This window comes from Streptomyces thermoalcalitolerans (assembly GCF_039525155.1).
Lineage (GTDB): Bacteria > Actinomycetota > Actinomycetes > Streptomycetales > Streptomycetaceae > Streptomyces > Streptomyces thermovulgaris.
This window is the reverse complement of sequence record NZ_BAAAHG010000008.1, coordinates 139,722-160,737: the sequence shown is the minus strand read 5'-3', so window position 1 is coordinate 160,737 and position 21,016 is coordinate 139,722. Positions and strand designations below refer to the sequence as shown.

14 protein-coding genes and 2 tRNA genes are annotated in these 21,016 nt (G+C 70.6%); 13 read left to right on the top strand and 3 right to left on the bottom strand.

The window, feature by feature from the left end:
• The 3 genes from ABD224_RS07810 to ABD224_RS07800 form a co-directional block, all read left to right on the top strand.
• A partial coding sequence (locus ABD224_RS07810) for a MinD/ParA family ATP-binding protein (RefSeq protein ID WP_344048293.1) occupies positions 1-1,086 on the top strand: 1,086 nt, incomplete at its 5' end.
• A gap of 116 nt (positions 1,087-1,202) precedes the next feature.
• Positions 1,203-5,186, top strand: coding sequence for a type VII secretion protein EccCa (gene eccCa / locus ABD224_RS07805; protein ID WP_344048291.1), 3,984 nt, complete (start codon positions 1,203-1,205; stop codon positions 5,184-5,186).
• A 7-nt stretch (positions 5,187-5,193) separates the two neighbouring features.
• Positions 5,194-6,624 carry a DUF6177 family protein gene (locus tag ABD224_RS07800; RefSeq protein WP_344048288.1) on the top strand — a complete coding sequence of 477 codons (1,431 nt, stop codon included), beginning with the start codon at positions 5,194-5,196 and terminating at the stop codon, positions 6,622-6,624.
• Positions 6,625-6,712: 88 nt separating this feature from the next.
• Here ABD224_RS07800 and ABD224_RS07795 read toward each other — a convergent pair whose 3' ends face one another.
• Positions 6,713-7,897, bottom strand: coding sequence for an acyltransferase family protein (locus tag ABD224_RS07795; protein ID WP_344048286.1), 1,185 nt, complete (start codon positions 7,895-7,897; stop codon positions 6,713-6,715).
• Positions 7,898-8,385: 488 nt separating this feature from the next.
• On the opposite strand from ABD224_RS07795, the gene ABD224_RS07790 reads away from it, so the two are divergent.
• Entirely contained in the window at positions 8,386-8,580 is a 195-nt protein-coding gene (locus ABD224_RS07790) for a hypothetical protein (RefSeq protein ID WP_344048284.1), read from the top strand.
• A 577-nt stretch (positions 8,581-9,157) separates the two neighbouring features.
• Here the strand turns inward: ABD224_RS07790 and ABD224_RS07785 are convergent.
• A tRNA-Gly gene (locus ABD224_RS07785) sits at positions 9,158-9,228 on the bottom strand.
• A 255-nt stretch (positions 9,229-9,483) separates the two neighbouring features.
• Here ABD224_RS07785 and ABD224_RS07780 point away from each other — a divergent pair.
• From ABD224_RS07780 to clpX, 5 genes are all read left to right on the top strand, one after another.
• Positions 9,484-9,560 (top strand) — tRNA-Pro (locus ABD224_RS07780).
• Positions 9,561-9,767: 207 nt separating this feature from the next.
• Entirely contained in the window at positions 9,768-11,171 is a 1,404-nt protein-coding gene (tig, locus tag ABD224_RS07775; protein ID WP_344048282.1) for a trigger factor, read from the top strand.
• 289 nt (positions 11,172-11,460) lie between these two features.
• Positions 11,461-12,066 (top strand): ATP-dependent Clp protease proteolytic subunit, encoded by a 606-nt coding sequence (locus ABD224_RS07770; RefSeq protein WP_067390228.1) that lies wholly within the window; start codon positions 11,461-11,463, stop codon positions 12,064-12,066.
• Between the two features lie 141 nt (positions 12,067-12,207).
• Positions 12,208-12,888 (top strand): ATP-dependent Clp protease proteolytic subunit, encoded by a 681-nt coding sequence (locus ABD224_RS07765; RefSeq protein WP_067389826.1) that lies wholly within the window; start codon positions 12,208-12,210, stop codon positions 12,886-12,888.
• Positions 12,889-13,092: 204 nt separating this feature from the next.
• Complete coding sequence (gene clpX, locus ABD224_RS07760) at positions 13,093-14,379, top strand: ATP-dependent Clp protease ATP-binding subunit ClpX (protein ID WP_067389829.1); 1,287 nt, start codon at positions 13,093-13,095, stop codon at positions 14,377-14,379.
• 157 nt (positions 14,380-14,536) lie between these two features.
• Here clpX and ABD224_RS07755 read toward each other — a convergent pair whose 3' ends face one another.
• Positions 14,537-15,487, bottom strand: coding sequence for a hypothetical protein (locus ABD224_RS07755; RefSeq protein WP_344048278.1), 951 nt, complete (start codon positions 15,485-15,487; stop codon positions 14,537-14,539).
• Between the two features lie 138 nt (positions 15,488-15,625).
• Between ABD224_RS07755 and ABD224_RS07750 the strand changes: the two genes are divergently transcribed.
• The 4 genes from ABD224_RS07750 (at position 15,626) to ndk (ending at position 20,736) form a co-directional block, all read left to right on the top strand.
• Entirely contained in the window at positions 15,626-18,253 is a 2,628-nt protein-coding gene (locus ABD224_RS07750; protein WP_344048276.1) for a valine--tRNA ligase, read from the top strand.
• A 111-nt stretch (positions 18,254-18,364) separates the two neighbouring features.
• A complete protein-coding gene (gene folC / locus ABD224_RS07745) occupies positions 18,365-19,885 on the top strand; it encodes a bifunctional tetrahydrofolate synthase/dihydrofolate synthase (protein WP_344048274.1) in 1,521 nt (506 codons plus the stop codon).
• A 6-nt stretch (positions 19,886-19,891) separates the two neighbouring features.
• A complete protein-coding gene (locus tag ABD224_RS07740; protein WP_344048272.1) occupies positions 19,892-20,266 on the top strand; it encodes a DUF4233 domain-containing protein in 375 nt (124 codons plus the stop codon).
• 56 nt (positions 20,267-20,322) lie between these two features.
• Entirely contained in the window at positions 20,323-20,736 is a 414-nt protein-coding gene (gene ndk / locus ABD224_RS07735; RefSeq protein ID WP_344048270.1) for a nucleoside-diphosphate kinase, read from the top strand.
• Positions 20,737-21,016 lie beyond the last annotated feature (280 nt).

Genomic DNA, 21,016 nt, shown 5'->3' with positions numbered 1-21,016 from the left:
CCCGCGGCCGGGCAGCCGGCCGCCGTCCCGCAGCCTTCAGCAGCCGGGCAGCCCGCCGCGGTTCCACAGCCCTCCGCGGCCGGGCAGCCGTACCCGGCGGACCGCGCCGCCCGGCCGCACCAGGCGCCGCGGCCCGCCGCCGCACGCCCCGCCCGGACCCGTCGCACCCCCGAGTCCCGTCCGGTGGTCGACAAGCGGCTCGCCGCGATCGGCACCGAGCCCCGCCACGGCGAGTCCTTCGCCGCCCGGGCGCTGCGCGCCCTGCGCCGTACCGTGTCCTCCTCCGCCGCACGCGAGGTCGCCGAGACCACCGCCACCGCCGAGGTGCTGCAACAGGCGGTGACCACCGGGCGGCAGATCGCCGTGACCTCCATCCGCGGCGGCTCCGGCAAGACCACGGTCACCGCGCTGCTCGGCACCACCTACGCGCACTACCGCCACGACCCGGTGCTCGTCGTCGAGGCGGACCCGGCGCTCGGCTCGCTGCCCATCCGGCTCGGCGCGGAGACCCTGCGCTGGACCACCGGTGACCTCGCCGAGGTCGTCGAGCCGCAGATGTCCCTGCTCGACGTCACCGGCTACCTCGTCCAACTGCCCGACAACGCCTGGCTGCTGCCCGGCAGTCAGGGCCAGGTCGGGGCGATGCTCGACACCAAGGGCTACGAACGGGTCATGGTGTCGCTGCGCCGCTACTTCGGGGTGACCGTCGTCGACTGCGAGACCCTGCCCGCCGAGGTCGCCCGCACCGCGCTGTCCGCCGCCCAGGCCCGGGTGCTCACCGTGCCCGCGACCCTGGAGGGCATCGCCAGCACCCATGCCGTCCTGGAGTGGATGCGCGCCCTGCCCCGGGGCATCATCTCCTCCACCGTCGTCGTGCTCACCGAGACCGTGCCGCACATCGGACTCGACCTCGACAAGGCCGCCGAGCTGCTGAAGAGCACCGGGGCGAGCGTGCGGGTCCTGCCGTACGACCGGCATCTGGCGGCCGGCGGCCCCATCCGCACCGAGCTGCTCGCCCGGCCCACCCGGCAGGCCGTGACCGGGCTCGCCGCCGAGGTCTTCCAGCTCTCCCAGAAGCGCCGTTGACCCCCTGGACGGAGGGGAAAGACGGAAGAGAAGGCGGAGGGAAGGCGGAGGGAAAGCGGAGGGAAAGCGGAGGGAAAGCGGAGGAAAAAGGGAAACACGAGGACGAGGCAGGCACGATGACCACCCGACTGATCCACCGACCGGCTCGGACCACCCGGCCCCAGGCGGCCCCCGAGCCGCGCACCATCGAGGCGCCGCCCAACCTGCCCGAGGGCAAGACGGGTTCCATCGCCACCTCGCTGCTGCCCGTGGCCGGTGTGATGTCGTCCGTCGTGATGATGACGGTCATCCGCAACAGCCAGTTCGCGGGACTGGGCGCGATCATCCTCGTGGTGACCCTGGCCGGCTCCCTCGTCCTGCTGTTCTCCCAGCGCGGCAAGGCCCAGCGCACCCGCCGCACCCAGCGCGAGGCCTACCTCGCCTACCTCGAGGACCTGCGGGAGGAGCTGTCCCGGGAGGAGCGGGAGCGGCGCGAACGGGCCCAGGTGCTCAACCCGCCCCCGGACGCCCTGTACGACATCGTGCGCGACCCCGCCCGGCTGTGGGAGCGGCGCAGGCTCGACGCGGACTTCCTGCGGGTGCGGATCGGCACCGGGGAGATGCCGGTACGGGATCTGAAGGTGGCCCAGCAGGGTTCCTCGGTGCTCACCCCGCCCGACGAGTTCATGCTGAACGAGGCCTCCGCGCTGGTGGCCCGCTTCAGCACCGGCACCGAACTGCCGCTCACCGTCCCGCTCGACCGTGTCGGCAACGTCAGCGTCATCGGCCGCCGCGAGGACACCCTCCGGGTCGCCCGCGCGCTGATGGTGCAGACCGCCGCCACCCACGCCCCCGACGACGTGGGCATGGCGCTCGCGGTCCCCGGCGACCGGATCGCCGAATGGGAGTGGGCCAAGTGGCTGCCGCACCTGCTCGACAGCGAGCAGTTCGACGGCCCCGTCGCCGCCCGCCGCATCGCCCCCTCCCTGCCCCAGCTGGCCCGGCAGATCGGCCCCGAACTGCGCCGCCGCGCCTCCTACGCCGCCGAGGTGCGCCGCGGTCTGTCCGGCCAGGACGCCCTCGCCCTGACCTCCCGGCTGCTGGTCGTCGCCGACGGACACGGCGAGGACGCCGTCGAACTGCCCGTCCCCGACGACGCGCTGAGCCTGCGCGACATGGGCGTCACCGTGCTCCACCTGCTCGACGAACGCGTCCAGGAACCCGGCAGCGTGGGGGTGCGCATCACCGTCGAGGGCGAGCGGGTCGTCATCGAGGACCTGCGCGAGGCGGAGCCGGTCAGCGCCCACGGCACGGTCGACGAGGCAAGCGTCCCCTTCGCCGAGGGCCTGGCCCGGATGCTCGCCCCGCTGCGGCTGTCCGCCGACTCCACGGGCGCCGCCGACGCCCCGCTGGCCGGCCCGGTCGACTTCGCCGACCTGCTCGGCATCGACGACGTGGCCGACCCCGACCTGGACCGGCTCTGGGCGCCGCGCGGCGAACGCGCCTTCCTGCGCGTGCCCATCGGCGTCAACGACGCCCGCGAACCGGTCCTGCTCGACCTCAAGGAGTCCTCCGAACTCGGCATGGGCCCGCACGGCCTGTGCGTCGGTGCCACCGGCTCCGGCAAGTCCGAACTGCTGCGCACCCTGGTCCTCGCCCTGGTCGCCACCCACCCGCCGGAGGACCTCGCCCTGGTCCTCGTCGACTACAAGGGCGGTGCCACCTTCGCCCCGTTCGCGGGCCTGCCGCACGTCGCCGGTGTGATCACCAACCTGGAGAACCAGGCCGGCCTCGTCGAACGCGTCCACGCCTCGCTCGCCGGCGAGGTCAAGCGCCGCCAGCAGGTGCTCAAGGACGCGGGCAACGTCGCCGACATCGGCCACTACGCCGCGCTGCGCGCGGAGAAGCGCCCCGACCTCGAACCGCTGCCGCACCTGTTCGTGGTCATCGACGAGTTCGGCGAACTCCTCACCGCCAAACCGGACTTCATCGACCTGTTCCTGTCCATCGGCCGCATCGGCCGCTCCATCGGCGTGCATCTGCTGCTGTCCAGCCAGCGCATCGAGGGCGGCAAGCTGAAGGGCCTGGACACCTATCTGTCGTACCGGCTCGGCCTGCGCACCTTCTCCGCCGACGAGTCCCGCACGGTGCTGGACACCACGGACGCCTTCCACCTGCCCCCGCTGCCCGGCTTCGGCTACCTCAAGGTCGACACCAGCCACTACGAGCGGTTCAAGGCCGGCTACGTCTCCGGCGCCTACCGCGGCCCGGTGCGGCAGGAGACCGAGGACCCCGGGCCGCTCGCCCTGGAGTACGAGGCGTACAACACCCTCGGCCGGGAGGAGGCCACGGGCCCCGAGGAGCCGCAGATGCGGCGCCGGGAGACCGGGCCGACCGAGATGGGCGTCCTCGTCGAGCGGATCGAGAACGCCGGCGCCCGGCCCGTACGCCGGATCTGGCTGCCCCCGCTGCCCGAGGCCATTTCGCTCGACAAGGTCGCGGGCCCCGTCGAGGTGGGCGCACGCGGCACCCAGCTGGCGGAGCGCCGCGGCCCGCTCCAGGTGCCGCTGGGCATCCTCGACGACCCGACCCGGCAGTGGCAGGGCAAGTGGTACCTGGACCTCACGGTCGCGGGCGGCCACGCGGCCGTCATCGGCGGCCCCCAGTCGGGCAAGACCACCCTGCTGCGCACCCTCGCCCTGTCCCTGGCCCTGACGCACACCCCGCAGGAGGTCGGCATCTACGGCCTGGACCTGGTCGGCGGCGGTCTGCAGGCCCTCTCCGGGCTGCCGCACGTCGGCGGGGTCGCCGGCCGCGCCGACCGCGAGCGCGCCGCCCGCACCATCGACTCCGTGCGCGACATGCTCGACCAGCGCGAGGAGCTGTTCCGCGTCCACAACATCGACTCCCTGGAACAGCTGCGCACCCTGCGCGCCGCGGGAAAGCTGCCCGAGCTGGCCTCCACGGAGATCGTGCTGCTCATCGACGGCTTCGGCGCGCTGCGCGACGACTTCGAGGAACTGGACGACGCGGTCGTCGACATCCTCAAGCGCGGCAGCGGCTACGGCATCCACGTCGTCGCCGGCATGCTGCGCTGGAACGACGTGCGCATCGCCACCCAGTCCCAGTTCGGCACCCGTATCGAACTGCGGCTGAACGACCCGACCGAGTCGAGCATCGACCGCAAGCTCGCCGAGACGCTCTCGCCCGAGGAGAAGGGCCGCGCCCTCACCGACGGCAAGCTGTTCGCCCAGGTCGCCCTGCCCCGGACCGACGGCCTCGCCGACACCGCCGACCTCGGCGCGGTCCTGGAGCGCACGGCCCGCACCATCCGCGCCACCTGGACCGGCGAGGTCGCCCAGCCGGTGCGGGTGCTGCCGCACCTCCTCCAGCCGGACCAGCTGCCCGGCCCGGCGGCCGAGCCGCGCCGGGTGCCCATCGGCCTGGACCAGACGAGGCTGGCCCCCGTCCTGCTCGACCTGTTCGAGCACGACCAGCATCTGCTGATCATGGGCGACAGCGAGTGCGGCAAGACCAACCTGCTCAAGGTGATCGCCCAGGGCCTGATCGAGCGCTACAGCGACGAGGAACTGGTCTTCGGCATCATGGACCCCCGCCGCGGCCTGCGCGGTGCCATCCCGGAGGAGTACCGCGGCGGCTACGCCTACAACACCAAGCTGTGCGGGGCGCTGGCCGCCGGTATCGCGAACGAGCTGGAGAAGCGGCTGCCGGACGAGAGCGCCGACCCCGCCGACCTGGAACCCGGCAGCTGGGGCTCGGGCCCGCGCATCGTGATCCTCGTCGACGACTACGACGTCCTGACCACCGCGGGCCAGCAGCCGCTCGCGCCCTTCGTGCCGTACATCCCCTCCGCCGTCGACATCGGCCTGCACTTCGTCCTCACCCGCCGGGTCGCGGGCGCCTCCCGCGGCCTGTACGAACCGCTGGTGCAGGGCCTGCGCGAGTCCGGCGCCTCGGTACTGGTGATGTCCGGAGACCGCAGCGAGGGCCAGCTCTTCCCCGGGGTGTACCCGAGCCAGCAGCCGCCCGGCCGCGGGGTGCTGGTCCGCAGGGGAGAGCCCAGCCGGCTGATCCAGACCGTCCACGCCGGGAGCAGGTGAACCACTCATGACCAAGGACGTCATCGCCCTGACCCAGAAGATGCCCGACCCGCTGAGCGTGCTCGCGGGCCTGCTCTCCGGCGGCCCCGACAAGCTGGTGGGCACCGAGGGCGACGGCGCGGTGGTGCGGCTCTGCGACGAACAGGGGCGCCCCCTCGTCTCCATCGAGGCCCCGCTGCTCGTCCAGGTCAGGGGCGAGGCCCAGCGGCTGCTCGGGGCGAGCGAGCCCCCGGTGCCGTACTGGTGGACCGAGGCCCGGGCCACCACCGGCGTGACGGAGGGCGAGAAACTCGCCGGCACCTTCGCGGCCCGGCTGGCCACGCTCGTCGGCGGCACCGCCTGGCCCCCGCAGGCCGCGCGGTCGCTGGCCGTGGTGAAGACGGACGGGGTGAGCGCGGTGCCCGCGCCGGCCGCCGCCCAGCCCGCCGTGGACGTACTCACCGACAAGGTCGCCGTCGTCATCCAGGACCGCCCGGTGGTCGCGATGACCGCCTGGCTCGCGGACGCCTTCCGGGCGGCGGCGGACGCCGAGCTGGGACTCCAGATCGTCACACCGCCCGGCACCCGCCTGTCCCCGGCGGTGCGCGCCAGTCTGCCGGGCTGGCCCTCGCGATGGGTCGTGCAGGACGAGAAGGCCGGCTACTACGACGGTCTGTCCGGGGCCGTACTGGAGTGGAGGGACGGCCTGTTCATGCCCGTCCGGTCGCCCGGGGCCACCCCCGACGACCCGCGCACCCCGGTCGCCGAGTCCTTCACCCGGGACGTCGCGGACACGGGCGAACGCCAGCTCGCCGTCTCCTACCGCACCGTCCACCCGGCCGACGACCGCCTGGTCCTCGGCGGCTCCCTGGAGGCCGTGTGGCGCGAGATCACCGGCGAGCCGCCGGCCGGCTGGGGCACGGAGGAGCCCGTCAACCTGCCCTGGTCGCTGCGGCAGCTCACGGACATGGCCCACGAACGGGCCCCCGAGCCGACCTGGCTGGTGGTCGTCGGCAGCCCGGAGCGCCCGGGGCTGGCCACGGTGCGCATCTCCCGTACGAAGGGCGGGGTGGAGGAGGACGTCACGCTGGCGTTCGGCTACGGCCCCGGGGAGGAGATCCCACAGGACGCGGTCCCCCGGGCCGCGGAGGTCCTCGCCACCCGGCACGACCTGCAGTCCATGCTGGTGCAGATCCGCAAGGCCCGCCGCGACCTGTCGGTGCCGCCGCACTTCGAGGGGCCGGGTGTGCCGTACGCCTTCGTGCTCGGCGCCGAGGAGGTCCGCTCCCTGCCCTCCGACCGCGCCCGGCGCACCCCGCTCGCCCAGCCGCCGCGCGAACTGGGCCCGCGGACCCGCCCCGCGCTGTACTACCCCTTCCCCGGCGACCCGTCCGACCTGTCGGGCTGGCAGCACTTCGAACAGCTGATGCGCCATCTCAAGGGCGGCCAGGCCGCCTGAGACACCGCACAACGGGCCGGGGCCGTCCGCGGTCACCCGCGGGCGGCCCCGGCCCGATCGTCCATGCGCCGCTGGGGGCGTGCCGCTCTCAGCGCGCCACCGCCGCCTCGCACCCGCTGCCGCGGCCCGCCGACCGCTCGCGCTCCCGGGCCGGCCGGACCGTGTCCTGCCGGAAGGCCCAGTCCATCCTCGGCTCCATGACGCACCGGAAGACACGTCGCACGGGCGGGGTGCACAGAAGGGTCATGCCGCCCGCCGCGAGAAGGGTGGCGACGAGGGCGCCGAGCGGGCTGCGCAGCCACTCCGCGTCGAACCCGCCCGCGTACAGCACGCCCTTGACCACGAAGCCGTGCAGCAGATAGCCGTACAGCGTGCCCGCGCCGAGCACCGTGCACCACATCCGCCGGCCCGGCACCCAGGCGAGGAAACAGGCGGTCAGCACCACCGCACAGCCGAACAGCGCCAGCACCATGACCGGCCCGGCCCACCACGGAGCACCCAGGTCCTGCGCGGCACTGTTCCGGTACACCCACATGACGTCCAGGTACGGCACGCTCCACCAGCCGAGGAGCGACGCCAGTACGAGCACCGGCACCGACAGGATCCGCGCCGAACGGCGGCGCACCAGACGGAAGTGCTCGGGCTTCAGGCACAGGCCCAGCACGAAGCAGGGCAGGAACTGGAAGACGCGCTGGAGTTCCAGTGCGCCGCCCATGCCCGGGGTCACCGAGGCCAGCATGGCGACACCGAGAGCGACGGGCACGGGCCGGCGCACCAGTTTCCAGACGGGCGCGGTCAGACGCCAGAGGAACAAGGCGCACAGGAACCAGGTCAGGTACCAGGGGGAGAAGAGGTTGACCAGCCGGTCGTCGGACCGGCCGGCGAGGATCCGGAAGAGCGAATAGGCGAACTGGAAGACGGCATACGGCACGAGAACGCCGGTGATCAGCCGCTTCAACCGGTGCGGACGAAGATCGAAACCACGGGAGAAGAAGCCGGAGATGATGATGAACGCCGGCATGTGGAAGAGGTAGACGACGTTGTACGCGGCTTCCAGGGCCCGGATGTCGTTCTTGATCGCCGACCAGGTGTGCCCCATGCCCACCAGCACGATCGCCAGATACTTCGCGTTGTCGAAGAACGGATCGCGCTGCTCGCCGGATCTTCCGCCCTGCTCGCCGGGCCGCTGCGGACCGGCTCCCTCCGGTGCGGACGACCGTGCCGGGAGAAGCGGTTTCCTGTTCGGGTCTGGGAACGAGGCAGCGTGCAACATCTGAGGCACCCTAACGTTGTCCGTCGGATGGTGCGGAATGCCGTGACGGCAGTCCTTGCTATTCGCGGCGGCTACCCGGGAATTGGCGAAAGGTGCGTGACCGAAGGGTGATGATCGACACATCGTCCACCCCGTTCGGGCACACCATCTTCGCCCCTGATGTCAGGATTCATGGCGATAAGTTGACCCATGGTGCATGCAGTGCGACGGGAATTCACATGCCTTGTGAATATGGTGTATGGACCCTGAAACGAAGCTGCTCGATTCGCTGCTGAGGCATGGTGGCGGGAAGCGCCGAATTGCCCCGAGAGAAGCGGCCGATGAGCGACGCCGGCATTGTGGGTCCGATACCGGTGTTCCCGCCTTGTTCGATGGATCGTCAGCTCCCGCATAGGAAAGCCGTGTTGGTGGCACGATGGTTCCAACGGGGCGCGTGGGGCCGGTGCCCCCGGGCCGGGAGAGCGGACCGACCGAGGGTGTGATCAGTTGTGGCCATTTCACTGTCCGTGGTGCTGCTGTTGGCGATCATCCTGGTGGTGCTGCTCCGTGGGGGATCCATCAAGCCGGGGCCGGCTCTTGTCGCCGTGCTCTTCGGCTTCTTCCTCGCCTCCACCGGCATGGCCCCGTCGATCAACCGCTTCCTGGACGCGATAGCGCAGACGATCAATTCGATCAGTTTCTGAAACGTCCGAGGCATCTGAAGCGCGCGTGCGGACGGCTGCCGGCCTGGTGGGGCGGTGGCCTGCTCGTCCGCGGGGCGCTCGCCGGCCTGCCCCGCTGCTCTCCACCGGGCGCCGGCCGATCAGGCGCGCAGGGGGGCGCACGGCCTGTGCGACCGCCTGGGTGCGCCGTCCGGCCGTCGCCCGGCCCGGCGGCGGACGGTCGCGGTGGTTGCTGTGGTCCCCGGCCGTGGGGCGGTCGGCTGATCGGGGGGGGCTGATCGGGGGAAGGGTGGGAGCGGCGGGAGCGGTGGCAGCGCCGGGCTTCGTCTTCATCCCCCTTCATCCCCCGCCGGAACCGCGTCAGCCGGCTGTGACTCGAGGTGCGGAGCGGCGCGGGGATCACGCGGGGATCATGGGGGGCGGCGCTTTCATGATCTTCAGCACACCGGCAGTACCCTCGCGGCCTCGACCGGGGGCGGCACGTGAAGACCGCGTGGGGACGCGGCGGACCGAGCGCGTCCCCTGCCGATCACGTCCCCCGGAAACGACCGGGGCCAGGCCGGGGAAACGCCCTCCGACCTGGCCCTGAGCCGTGCAGAGCGGGCGACGGGAATCGAACCCGCGTAGCCAGTTTGGAAGACTGGGGCTCTACCATTGAGCTACGCCCGCACACAGTACGCGCCGCAGGTCTGCCGACCGCGGCACACGCAGGCATGGTAGCGGGTCGAGGGGCGTTGCCGCACGCCCCGGAGGCGTACGCCGGTTCCGTACGCCATTCGTACGCACCCGTGAGCCGTCGGGTGCACGCCGGTGCCCACCTCTGCGACCTTCTGCAACCCGTGTGCTTCCTGGTGCGCCTTGGTACCCGGAGAACGCGACGGCCGCACTGCCTGCGGCCATGTACCCTACGTGTCGCACACCAGACGGGGTGTGGCGCAGCTTGGTAGCGCGTCCGCTTTGGGAGCGGAAGGCCGTGGGTTCAAATCCCGCCACCCCGACCAACCGCCGGCTTCCGGTCGGTGTCATCGCGAGTGATCGCCTCGGTGATCGCCTTTTGGGGCGCCCAGTGGCTGCGGTTACTATGCAGACTGCGCGCCCGTGTGTCCGGTCCTGCTGGGGCTGCGAACGCCTCCGGGCGGCGAAACATCCGCCGGAACCACTCGCCCCCGGCACATTCCCAGAAGTTTCAGCCACAAGGAGACCGAACCGTGAAGAGCGCCGTGGAGACCCTGAACCCGACCCGGGTTCGGCTCACTGTCGAGGTGCCCTTCGAGGAGCTCAAGGACAGCCTCGACGCGGCGTACAAGAAGATCAACCAGCAGGTCACGGTGAAGGGCTTCCGCAAGGGCAAGGTCCCGCCCCGGATCATCGACCAGCGGTTCGGCCGCGGTGTGGTGCTGGAGGAGGCCGTCAACGACGCCCTTCCGCGGTTCTACACCGATGCGGTCAGGGAGGCGGAGCTGAGCCCGCTGGGCCAGCCCGAGGTCGACATCACCGAGCTGAAGGACGGCGAGACGCTGAACTTCACCGCCGAGGTCGAGGTCCGTCCGACCCTCGAGATCCCGGACTACTCCGGCATCGAGGTCGAGGTCGACGCCGTCGAGGTGACCGACGAGGACGTCGAGAAGGCGGTTCAGCAGCTGCGTGAGCGCTTCGCCTCCACGACCCCGGTCGAGCGCGCGGCCGAGGACGGCGACGTCGTCACCATCGACCTGGAGGCCAAGGTCGACGGCAAGGTCCTCGAGGACGGCGTCGCGAAGGGTGTCTCCTACACCATCGGCTCCGGCGAGCTGCTGGACGGCATCGACGACGCCGTGAAGGGCCTGGAGGCGGGTGGCGAGGCCACCTTCACCTCCCAGCTGAAGGGCGGCCCGGCGGCCGGCAAGGACGCCGAGATCACCGTCAAGGTCACCCAGGTCGCCGCCCGGGAGCTGCCCGAGCTGGACGACGACTTCGCCCAGCTCGCCTCCGAGTTCGACACCCTCGAGGAGCTGAAGGCCGACAGCCGCAAGCGCCTGGAGGAGAGGAAGCGGTTCGAGCAGGCCACGCAGGCCCAGGAGCGGGTCCTGGAGAAGCTGCTCGAGCTGGTCGAGGTCCCCATCCCCGAGAAGCTCCTCGAGGACGAGATCAGGACCCGTAAGCACAACCTCGAGCACCACCAGCTCGCGCAGATGGGTCTCACCCTCGACAAGTACCTGGAGTTCCAGGGCAAGACCGCCGAGGAGTTCGACACCGAGACCCGCGAGGCGGCGATCAAGGGCATCAAGACCCAGTTCGTGCTCGACGAGCTGGTCAGCAAGGAGAAGCTGGGCGTCAACCAGGAGGAGCTCACCGAGCACCTCATGCGGCGCGCGGCCTCCTCCGGCATGTCCCCCGACCAGTTCGCCCAGGCCGTCGTCCAGCAGAACCAGGTTCCGCTGCTGGTCGGCGAGGTCGCCCGCGGCAAGGCCCTGGCCCTCGTGGTCGAGGCCGCGACCGTGAAGGACACCAACGGCCAGGTCGTCGACCTGGAGGACGACGAGGACGAGGGCGCCGAGAGCGCCGAGGGCGCCGAGCCGGCCGAGGCCTCCGCCGAGAACAAGGGCGAGGGCGAGGAGAAGAGCGAGGCCTGAGCCGAGTCGTACGGCACCTCCCCCTGCACGTAGGACGGGCCCCGGGTACGTTGTGACCTGGGGCCCGTTCCCCTGCCCGGGACATACGGGCCCGAGGGAGACCACGGCGTACGCCCCCGGCGAACACCCCAGGAACCGGGATGGCACCGCCGGGCCTGCGCGTTAGGGTCCTTGAATACGAGGGCAGGGGAGTCCCCGAACAGCGCCGGACGGCCCCACGCCCCCGGCAGAACACGTAAGACGGCCCCGTGCCGTCGCAAGACGAGCAGGTGGATACGTGACGAATCTGATGCCCTCCGCCGCCGGCGAGCCTTCCATCGGTGGTGGCCTCGGCGACCAGGTCTACAACCGGCTGCTCAACGAGCGGATCATTTTTCTCGGCCAGCCGGTCGACGACGACATCGCGAACCGGATCACCGCGCAGCTGCTGCTGCTCGCCGCCGACCCGGACAAGGACATTTACCTCTACATCAACAGCCCGGGCGGTTCGATCACGGCCGGCATGGCGATCTACGACACCATGCAGTACATCAAGAACGACGTGGTGACCATCGCCATGGGGCTCGCGGCTTCGATGGGCCAGTTCCTGCTCAGCGCCGGTACCCGCGGCAAGCGCTTCGCGCTGCCGAACGCCGAGATCCTGATCCACCAGCCCTCCGCCGGCCTGGCAGGCTCGGCCTCGGACATCAAGATCCACGCCGAGCGGCTGCTGCACACCAAGAGGCGCATGGCGGAACTCACCGCCTACCACACCGGCCAGACGGTCGAGCAGATCATCCGCGACTCCGACCGCGACCGCTGGTTCGATGCCCATGAGGCCAAGGAGTACGGCCTCATCGACGACGTCATCACCTCGGCCGCCGGTATGCCGGGCGGCGGCGGCACCGGGGCCTGAGCCGTCCACGGGGTCCCCACGGCCCCTTGAGCCGCTCCCGCGGAGTCCCGGCCCTTCCCGGCCCCCACAGGACGCCCGGGGCCTCCGTGAAGCCCGACCAGCCTCCAGCCGACCGCCCAGCCCCTTTCCAGGAGAGACACCGTGAACGACTTCCCCGGCAGCGGCCTCTACGACCGTACACGCGCCGAGTACACCGGCCCCGTGCCCGAGTCCCGCTACGTCATCCCGCGCTTCGTGGAGCGCACCTCCCAGGGCGTCCGCGAGTACGACCCGTACGCGAAGCTCTTCGAGGAGCGCGTGATTTTCCTCGGCGTCCAGATCGACGACGCCTCCGCCAACGACGTCATGGCGCAGCTGCTGTGCCTGGAGTCGATGGACCCCGACCGGGACATCTCGGTCTACATCAACAGCCCCGGCGGCTCCTTCACGGCGCTGACGGCCATCTACGACACGATGCAGTTCGTGAAGCCCGACATCCAGACGGTCTGCATGGGCCAGGCGGCCTCCGCCGCCGCCGTCCTGCTGGCCGCCGGCACGCCGGGCAAGCGGATGGCGCTGCCGAACGCCCGTGTGCTGATCCACCAGCCGTACAGCGAGACCGGCCGCGGTCAGGTCTCCGACCTGGAGATCGCCGCCAACGAGATCCTGCGGATGCGCTCGCAGCTGGAGGAGATGCTGGCCAAGCACTCCAACCAGCCGATCGAGAAGATCCGCGAGGACATCGAGCGCGACAAGATCCTCACCTCCGAGGAAGCACTGTCGTACGGGCTGATCGACCAGATCATCTCCACCCGGAAGATGAACAACGCCGCCCTCCGCTGACGCGGAGGGACACCCCGTGCTCCAGCACGGCCGAGAGCCCGGGGAGCGACGTCTGCCGCTCCTTGGCGCGGCGCACACCGATGTGAACCGTGCCAAGGGGGGCCCGAACGGGGGGCCCGGCAAGGTACCGTCGACATAAGGCAGCACCAGAAATGGCTGGACTCCACACGTCCAGTCGCCTCCCAGGCGAAGGGGAAGCACACCGTGGCACGCATCGGTGACGGCGGCGATCTGCTCAAGTGCTCGTTCTGCGGCAAGAGCCAGAAGCAGGTCAAGAAGCTCATCGCAGGGCCCGGTGTGTACATCTGCGACGAGTGCATCGATCTCTGCAACGAGATCATCGAGGAGGAGCTCGCGGAGACCAGCGAGGTGGGCTGGGAGGAACTCCCCAAACCCCGCGAGATCTACGAGTTCCTGGACGGGTACGTCGTCGGCCAGGAAGCCGCGAAGAAGGCCCTGTCCGTCGCGGTGTACAACCACTACAAGCGTGTCCAGGCCGGTGAGAACGGCGGCGGTCAAGGCCGTGACGACGCCATTGAACTGGCCAAGTCCAACATCCTTCTGCTGGGCCCCACGGGCTCCGGCAAGACCTTGCTGGCCCAGACGCTGGCCCGCATGCTGAACGTCCCGTTCGCCATTGCCGACGCCACGGCGCTCACCGAGGCGGGCTATGTGGGCGAGGACGTCGAGAACATCCTGCTGAAGCTGATCCAGGCGGCCGACTACGACGTCAAGAAGGCCGAGACCGGGATCATCTACATCGACGAGATCGACAAGGTCGCGCGGAAGAGCGAGAACCCCTCCATCACCCGCGACGTGTCCGGCGAGGGCGTCCAGCAGGCCCTGCTGAAGATCCTCGAGGGCACCACGGCCTCCGTTCCGCCCCAGGGCGGCCGCAAGCACCCGCACCAGGAGTTCATCCAGATCGACACCACGAACGTCCTGTTCATCGTGGGCGGTGCCTTCGCGGGCCTGGAGAAGATCATCGAGGGGCGGGCGGGTGCCAAGGGCATCGGCTTCGGCGCGACGATCCGTTCCAAGCGGGAGCTGGCGGACAAGGACCTGTTCCGGGACGTCATGCCCGAGGACCTGGTCAAGTTCGGGATGATCCCGGAGTTCATCGGCCGTCTGCCGGTGATCACGAGCGTGCACAACCTGGACCGGGAGGCCCTGCTCAAGATCCTGGTCGAACCGCGCAACGCCCTGGTCAAGCAGTACAAGCGCCTGTTCGAGCTCGACGGTGTGGAACTCGAGTTCGAGCGCGAGGCCCTGGAGGCCATCGCCGACCAGGCCATCCTCCGCCAGACCGGCGCCCGCGGTCTGCGCGCCATCATGGAGGAGGTCCTGATGTCGGTGATGTACGAGGTGCCGTCGCGCAAGGACGTGGCGAGGGTCGTCATCACCGCCGACGTCGTCCGCTCCAACGTCAACCCGACCCTGATCCCGAGGGACGCGCGCGGCCGGGGACCGGGCGAGCAGAAGACGGCCTGACCGCCGCGGCACGGACGAGCCGGACGACCGCCGGCAGAAGACCGGCCGGGAACCGGCCACCGGCGGAAAGCCCGCAGAACCCGCAGAAGGCCCACAGAAAAGGGCCCCGGTCGACCGACCGGGGCCCTTTGCCGTACGAGGTGCCGTACGGGGCGCGTCAGGCCTTGACGCGCACCTCCTTGCGGAACTTGGCGGTCAGGTCGGCGGCCTCCTCCAGGTCCGCGCTCTTGCCCGACGCGAGGCTGGCGAGTTCCATCGGCATGACGATGCCGAGCGTGCTGTGGTCGCCCCAGATGCAGATGGCCATGGTCATCTCCTTCGGCCCGCCCGCGGCGCCGGCGTTGGAGGAGTTGTCGACCTTGGCCTGCTGGCACTTGAGGACCGCGCCCTCGAGCGAGGACGGCGTGTAGGCCTTCGGGTCGCCGACCAGCGTGACGTCCTTGTCCTCGTCCTCCTTGGTCTTGTCCTTCATGTGCGCGAACATCGCGTCGACGGTCTTCTCGGGATCGTCGATGGAGCCGTAGACGCCGCCGAACTGGATCAGCTTCTGGCTCAGGGGGTTGTCCTTGTCCCCGGCCTGGTACTGGGCGCTGACGTCCTTGGGGTCGTGCACGCCCCACTTCTCGGCGTCCTCCAGGTCCTTCTTGGTCAGGGACCCGCTCTCGCTCTCGCCCTTCTTGTACTCCGTCAGCACCGTCGGCGGTGTCGTCAGCTTGTGCGGGCCGTCGTCCGCGATGTCCGAACCGCTCCCGCCGAACACGAAGTACGCGCCCACCGCGATCGCCGCCACGACCGCCACCGCGCCGACGACCAGGGCCGCCGTCCGGCCGCCCTTGCCGCCGCTCGGGGCCGGGGACGGGGGAGTGGTGCCGTACGGGGGCTGGCCGTACGGCGGCTGCTGACCGTAGGGCCCCGGCTGGGGCGGGACGCCCGGGGCGGCGGGCTGCTGCGGATAGCCGTAACCGGGCTGAGGCGGAGGGGTCTGCTGAGGGTAGCCGTAACCGGGTTGCGCGGGCGGCGCCTGCGGCGGCTGGCCGTAGGGCCCCGGCTGCCCGTACGGTCCGGGCTGCTGGGGCTGCCCGTACGGGCCCGGCTGATTGCTGCTCATGACTGGGTTCCCCTCCAGTGCGCTTATGTGTCCTTGACATCCTGACCCAGACCACCGACAGCCGGGGCGGCGGGGGCCCGCACCGTTACAGAACAAACGCGTTTCGGGACCGTGCTGTGACACCTCTAAACTGACCCCGTGACCGAGAACGCTCAGCACCAGCCATCAGCGCCCGCCACCGAACTGCCGACCCAGTACGCGCCGGCCGACGTAGAAGGGCCGCTGTACGAGCGCTGGGTAGAGCGGGGGTACTTCGAGGCGGACGCGAAGAGCGACAAGCCGCCGTACACCATCGTCATCCCGCCGCCGAACGTCACCGGCTCGCTCCACCTGGGGCACGCCTTCGAGCACACGCTCATCGACGCCCTCACCCGCCGCAAGCGCATGCAGGGGTACGAGACGCTGTGGCAGCCCGGCATGGACCACGCGGGCATCGCCACCCAGAACGTCGTCGAGCGCGAGCTCGCCAAGGAGGGCAAGTCCCGGCACGACCTGGGCCGTGAGGCCTTCGTCGAGCGCGTCTGGCGGTGGAAGAACGAGTCCGGCGGGCAGATCTCCGGTCAGATGCGCCGCCTCGGCGACGGCGTCGCCTGGTCGCGTGAGCGCTTCACCATGGACGAGGGGCTCTCCCGGGCCGTCCAGACCATCTTCAAGCGGCTCTACGACGACGGGCTGATCTACCGCGCCGAGCGCATCATCAACTGGTGCCCGCGCTGCCTCACCGCCATCTCCGACATCGAGGTGGAGTACCAGGAGGACGACGGCGAGCTCGTCTCGATGAAGTACGGCGAGGGCGACGACACCATCGTGGTCGCCACCACCCGTGCCGAGACCATGCTCGGTGACACCGCGGTCGCCGTTCACCCCGACGACGAGCGCTACCGGCACCTCGTCGGCAAGCACGTCAAGCTGCCGCTGACGGACCGGTCCATCCCCGTCGTCGCCGACGAGCACGTCGACCCCGAGTTCGGCACCGGAGCCGTCAAGGTCACCCCGGCGCACGACCCGAACGACTTCGAGATCGGCCGCCGCCACAACCTGCCGGCCATCACCGTGATGGACGAGCACGCCGTCATCACCGCGCACGGCCCCTTCCAGGGCCTGGACCGGTTCGAGGCCCGCTCCGCCATCGTCGGCGCGCTGCGCGCCGAGGGCCGGATCGTCGCCGAGAAGCGGCCCTACGTCCACTCCGTCGGCCACTGCTCACGCTGCAAGACCACCGTCGAGCCGCGTCTGTCCATGCAGTGGTGGGTCAAGGTCGGCCCGCTGGCCAAGGCCGCCGGTGACGCCGTCCGCGACGGCCGCGTCACGATCCATCCGCAGGAGATGGAGAAGCGGTACTTCGACTGGGTCGACAACCTCCACGACTGGTGCATCTCGCGGCAGCTGTGGTGGGGGCACCGGATTCCCGTCTGGTACGGCCCGGACGGCGAGGTCGTCTGCGTCGGCCCCGACGAGGAACCGCCGAGCGGCGAGGGCTGGCACCAGGAGACCGATGTCCTCGACACCTGGTTCTCCTCCGCCCTGTGGCCCTTCTCCACGCTCGGCTGGCCCGAACGGACCGAGAGCCTCGCGAAGTTCTACCCGAACTCCGTCCTGGTCACCGGCTACGACATCCTCTTCTTCTGGGTCGCCCGGATGATGATGTTCGGCCTGTACGCGATGGACGGCACCCCGCCGTTCCACACCATCGCCCTGCACGGCATGGTCCGCGACCAGTTCGGCAAGAAGATGTCGAAGTCCTTCGGCAACGCGGTCAACCCGCTGGACTGGATGGACAGGTACGGCTCCGACGCACTCCGGTTCACGCTCGCGCGCGGTGCCAACCCGGGCGTGGACGTCCCGATCGGCGAGGAGTGGGTCCAGGGCTCGCGCAACTTCGCCAACAAGATCTGGAACGCGACGCGCTTCGCGCTGATGAACGGCGCGACGGTGGACGGTCCGCTGCCCGACGCCTCGAAGATGTCGGCGACCGACCGCTGGATCCTGTCCCGGCTGAACTCGGTCGTCGCCGAAGTCGACGCGTACTACGACGACTTCCAGTTCGCCAAGCTGTCCGACGCGCTGTTCCACTTCGCGTGGGACGAGGTCTTCGACTGGTACGTCGAGCTGTCCAAGACCACCTTCCAGGCGGGCGGCGAGGCGGCCGAGGTCTCCCGGCGGGTGCTGGGCGAGGTCCTGGACGTCACCCTGAGGCTGCTGCACCCGGTCATGCCGTTCGTCACGGAGAGGCTGTGGACCGCCCTGACGGGCGGTGAGTCGGTCGTCATCGCCGAGTGGCCGGCCGACAGCGGCTTCAGGGACAAGGAGGCCGAGCGGGAGATCGAGACGCTGCAGTCCGTCATCACCGAGGTGCGGCGCTTCCGGGCCGACCAGGGCCTGCAGCCGGGACAGCGGGTGCCGGCGCGGCTGAAGCTGGACGGCACGACGCTGGCCGCGCACGAGGCGGCGATCCGGCAGATGCTGCGGCTGCAGCCGGAGGGCGACTCCTTCACCGCCACGGCGACGCTGCCGGTGGCGGGTGTGGAGGTCGCGCTGGACCTGTCCGGGGCGATCGATGTCGCGGCGGAGCGCAAGCGGCTGGCGAAGGACCTGGCGGCGGCGCAGAAGGAGCGGCAGCAGGCCGAGGCCAAGCTGGGCAACGAGGCCTTCCTGTCGAAGGCGCCCGGCCATGTGGTCGAGAAGATCCGGGGACGGCTGGCCAAGGCCGAGGAGGACATCGCACGGATCACCGCGCAGCTGGAGCGGCTGCCCCAGCAGGGATAGCACCCGCGGGAGCGGGGAGCGCATCCGCAGGACGGAGGCGGAAGGCCCCCGGGCACCGGGCCCGGGGGCCTTCGCCCACGTCTGCCGGCGACGCTCCGTACACTGGGCACCGTGAGTGACCTCCCCCCGTACGACAACGACGAGCAGCCCGGTCCCCTCGACTCCTTCGACGAGATCATCGCGGCCGAGACCGACCGCGACCCCGATCTCGCGGTGATCGAGGCCGGCAGCCGTACCCTGCGGACCCAGGGCGGACCGCCGCGGGCGGAGGTACCGGCGCGGCCGAAGGACCCCGAGCTGGACAAGGCGCTGCGGGAGGTCGAGGGGGAGCTGGCGACCCGGTGGGGCGAGACCAAGCTGGAGCCCTCGGTCACCAGGATCTCCGCGCTGATGGACGTCCTGGGCGAGCCGCAGCGCTCGTACCCCTCCCTCCACATCACCGGCACCAACGGCAAGACCTCCACCGCCCGCATGATCGAGGCCCTGCTCGGCGCCTTCGAGCTGCGCACCGGCCGGTACACCTCCCCGCATGTGCAGTCGATCACCGAGCGGATCAGCCTGGACGGCGCGCCGGTCTCCGCCGAGCGGTTCATCGAGACGTACCAGGACATCAAGCCGTACGTGGAGATGGTCGACGCCTCGCAGGAGTACCGGCTGTCCTTCTTCGAGGTGCTGACCGGCATGGCGTACGCCGCCTTCGCCGACGCACCGGTGGACGTGGCCGTCGTCGAGGTGGGCATGGGCGGCAGCTGGGACGCCACCAATGTCATCGACGCGGACGTCGCCGTCGTCACCCCCATCTCCCTCGACCACACCGACCGGCTCGGCGCCACACCGGGTGAGATCGCGGTCGAGAAGGCCGGCGTCATCAAGCCGGGCGCCTCCGTGATCATGGCGCAGCAGCCGGTGGATGCCGCCCAGGCGCTGCTGAAGAAGGCCGTGGAGGCCGATGCGACGGTCGCCCGCGAGGGGCTGGAGTTCGGTGTCCTGGCGCGGCAGGTGGCCGTCGGCGGGCAGCTGCTCACCCTGCGCGGCCTGGGCGGCGAGTACTCCGAGGTGTACCTGCCGCTGCACGGCGCCCACCAGGCGCACAACGCCGCCGTGGCGCTCGCCGCCGTGGAGGCGTTCTTCGGCGTCGGGACCCAGCGCGCCGAGCCGCTGGACGAGGAGACCGTCCGCAAGGCGTTCGCGTCCGTCGCCTCGCCGGGCCGGCTGGAGGTCGTCCGGCGCTCGCCGACCGTGGTGCTGGACGCCGCGCACAACCCGGCGGGCGCGCAGGCCGCCGCCGAGGCGATCCAGGAGGCGTTCGGCTTCAGCCGGCTGATCGGCGTGGTCGGAGCCAGTGGCGACAAGAACGCGCGCGGTCTGCTCGAGGCCTTCGAGCCGATCCTCGCGGAGGTCGTGATCACGCAGAACTCCAGCCACCGCGCGATGAACGCCGACGAGCTGGCCGCGATCGCCGTCGAGGTCTTCGGCGAGGAGCGGGTCCAGGTCGAACCGCGCCTGCCCGACGCGCTGGAGGCCGCGATCACACTCGCCGAGGAAGAGGGCGAGTTCGCCGGTGGCGGTGTTCTGGTCACCGGTTCCGTCATCACCGTCGGTGAGGCCCGACTGCTTCTCGGGAGGGGCTGACGTCTCGTGCGTACGCTGTGTTCCTCGACCTTGATCGGCGAGTTCCTCATCGTGGGGTTCGCCGGTCTGGTCGCCATGAAGGACCCTGATCTGTCCATGACGGCCGTATGGTCGGTCAGCGGCACCGTCATGCTGCTGTGCCTGCTGCTGTGCGGCCTGGTGACCAGGCCCGGCGGTGTGGCCCTCGGCTGGGTGCTGCAGGTCGCGCTGATCGCCTCCGGCTTCGTGGTGCCGATGATGTTCTTCCTCGGCGCGGTGTTCGCGGCCCTGTGGTGGGCGTCGGTGCACTACGGACGGAAGGTCGACGAGGCGAAGGCCAGGTTCGCCGCCCGGGCCGACGGCTCCGGGGAGGCGAACCCCTCCTCCCCCGACCCTGCGTGACCACAGCCCTGTAACCTCGTTCCACCGCACCTCATGTGGCAAGAAGGAGCCCCATCGTGACCCAGCGCACCCTTGTCCTGCTCAAGCCCGACGCCGTCCGTCGTGGCCTGATCGGCGAGATCATCGGCCGTATCGAGCGCAAGGCGGGCTGGCGGATCACCGCGCTGGAGCTCCGCACCCTGGACACCGAGACCCTGGAACAGCACTACAGCGAGCACAAGGGCAAGCCCTTCTACGAGCCGCTGGTGGAGTTCATGTCGTCCGGTCCGGCGGTCGCCATGATCGTCGAGGGTGAGCGGGTCGTCGAGGGCGTGCGCACCCTGGCCGGGCCCACCGACCCGATCGCCGCTCCTCCCGGCTCGATCCGCGGCGACTACGGTGTGATCGTCCGGGAGAACCTGATCCACGCCTCCGACTCCGCGGAGTCCGCCGAGCGCGAGATCAAGATCTTCTTCCCGGACCGCGGCTGACCCCTGGCTCCGGCCGCTTTTCCTGACGATCCATCAGTTCCACCGGCCGCCCGGCCTGGGCGGCCGTGCACGACCGGCCGCTCCGCCACGCAAAGGGTGCCGATCGGGGGAACCAGTGCCTCCGATGGGCCGTCTCCACAAGCGAGGCGGTAGGCCATCCGCTGACAATGGCGGAGACCCTCGCGCAGTGTTCGTGCAGGCACGTCTACGATGTAAGCCTTCACGCCACAGCACCCGCCCTCGCCGTACCTGAAAAGCCTTCAAAGCTCCCAGGGAAGGC

Coding starts and splice junctions, on each gene's coding strand:
- ABD224_RS07795 (WP_344048286.1), bottom strand. CDS start 7,897: ATGTTGCACGCTGCCTCGTTCCCAGACCCGAACAGGAAACCGCTTCTC.
- ABD224_RS07800 (WP_344048288.1), top strand. CDS start 5,194: ATGACCAAGGACGTCATCGCCCTGACCCAGAAGATGCCCGACCCGCTG.
- ABD224_RS07755 (WP_344048278.1), bottom strand. CDS start 15,487: ATGAGCAGCAATCAGCCGGGCCCGTACGGGCAGCCCCAGCAGCCCGGA.
- ABD224_RS07770 (WP_067390228.1), top strand. CDS start 11,461: ATGCCCTCCGCCGCCGGCGAGCCTTCCATCGGTGGTGGCCTCGGCGAC.
- eccCa (WP_344048291.1), top strand. CDS start 1,203: ATGACCACCCGACTGATCCACCGACCGGCTCGGACCACCCGGCCCCAG.